Annotated in this window: 1 protein-coding gene; it reads right to left on the bottom strand. The window is 71.3% G+C overall.

Annotation, left to right across the window (positions count from 1 at the left end; genetic code table 11):
• Nucleotides 1-70 precede the first annotated feature (70 nt).
• Nucleotides 71-1,801: a trypsin-like serine protease gene (locus tag ACFWEG_RS28985; RefSeq protein ID WP_387221084.1), complete on the bottom strand. Its 1,731-nt coding sequence runs from the start codon at nt 1,799-1,801 to the stop codon at nt 71-73.
• Between the last annotated feature and the right edge of the window lie 69 nt (nt 1,802-1,870).

Here is a 1,870-nt window from a genome sequence, read left to right as displayed (position 1 = left end):
CCCACCGCCGGCGGCGGTGGGCGCGGTGCAACCCGGACGAAGACCCGCGAACGGGTCCTCACCTGCGATTTCAGCTGAAGATGTCGTATCCCTTGTAGCTGCCGCTGATCTTGGTGCTTGTGGCGAAGGTCTCGCTCGGCACCGACCCGGCGGAGGGGTACAGGTAGAGGCTCCCCGCGGGCGTCCGGGCGACCAGGTCGGCCCGGCCGTCGCCGGTGACGTCGCCGGGGCTCGCGAACTCGTTCAGGTTGGCGCCGGAGCGCTTGAGCGCCACGCCGACCAGGAACGGGGCCTTGGCGTCGCCGGTGCCGCGCAGCAGGTGGAGCGTCCCTGAGGTGCCGCGGGCGACGAGGTCGGCCTTGCCGTCCCCGGTGAAGTCGCCCTTGCCCACGAGCGCGGTGAACGCCTGGTAGCCCTTGCCTACCGTCTGCTGCGCGCCGAACTTCCCGTTGCCGAGACCGGGGAGCAGGTAGAGCGTGCCGGCGGAGGTGGTGGACAGCACGTCGGGCCGGCCGTCGCCTGTCACGTCACCGGGGGCGACGATGAACTTCCGGGTCTTCCAGCCGCTGTAGACCTTGGTGTTGACGTAGGTCGCGCTCGCCGAGGTCCGGTGGCGCCAGTACAGGGCGCCGTCGGACTTGCGGCGCACCAGGTAGTCCTCGTAGCCGTCGCGGTCCAGATCGGTCTGGACGATGTGGTCCCAGGTGGCCCAGGAGCCGGCCTGGGAGACGGACGCGCCGAAGGTGCTGCCGGTCGAGGGCTTGACGTAGCCCTTGCCGCCGACGGCGGTGCGCAGGAAGAGGTCCGCCCGGCCGTCCCGGGTGAAGTCGGTGTCGTCGACGCGCGGCCAGGTCGGGGGCTGGTAGGTGGAGACCTTGGTGAAGACCTCGAAGGTGCCGGCGACGTTGCACACCTTGCTGCGGGTGGGACTGGCGACACCCCAGGAGACGACGCCGACGATGCGGTTGTTCACGACCAGCGGGCCGCCGGAGTCGCCGGGGCAGGTGGTCTTGGCGGTGGCGTCGTTGCCGGTCGCGAGCGGACCGGTGCAGATCATCTTGCCGGGCTGGAACCCGCCGCCGAGGACGTCGTTGAAGTTCTCGGTGCAGTCGGTGTCGGACTGGATCGGCAGCTCGACCTTGCGCAGGTCGGGCGAGATCTTCGCGGTCCGGCCGTCGGAGCCGGTGAGGCCCCAGCCGTAGACCGTGCCCTTGGTGCCGGGCGCGTACAGCGCGGTGTCCGCCGGGGTCGCCATCTGCAGGGTCGGCCCGGCGACGGGCTTGGCGAGGGTGAGAACGGCGATGTCGTTGACCATCGTGTCGTGGTCGTAGCCGCTGCGCACCCAGCTGCGGGTGACGTCGACCAGCTTCGCCGCGTTCGAGACGGTGACGCTCTCGGTGGAGCCGACGGCGACCGAGCCGTTCTTCCCCCAGTCCTGGCGGGTCCCGTCCGCGTCGTGCAGGCAGTGGGCGGCGGTGAGGACCTTCGTGGGGGCGACCAGGGTGCCGCCGCAGACGAAGTAGGAGCCCCGGGAGTCCTTGTAGACGAGCTGGACCATCCAGGACTGGCTCGCCGCGGTGCCGCCGATGATGAACGGCTTGACGGTGGTCTCCTCGTCCTCCGCCGACGCCACCTGCGTGCCGGCCGGCGGCTTGGCCAGCGGCCCGCCGTCGGACTGGCCCGCGTAGGAGGTGGCCGCGGCTATGCCGCCGCCGACGAGGGCGAGGACGGCAGCCGCCGCCGGTATGAGCCGGCTCAGCCGGCGTCTGTGCCGGCCGCGTCCGTCGGTGGATGTGCGCACGGGACCCCCCTGGGCCTTGATGTGAAGAAAGCGTGATCGTACAGGGGCCGCCCCCGTCGTGTGCACGAC

The sequence above is a fragment of the Streptomyces sp. NPDC060194 genome, assembly GCF_042728285.1.
GTDB lineage: Bacteria > Actinomycetota > Actinomycetes > Streptomycetales > Streptomycetaceae > Streptomyces.
The sequence above is the reverse complement of the archived record's forward strand: the minus strand, read 5'-3'. Positions and strand labels throughout refer to the sequence as shown.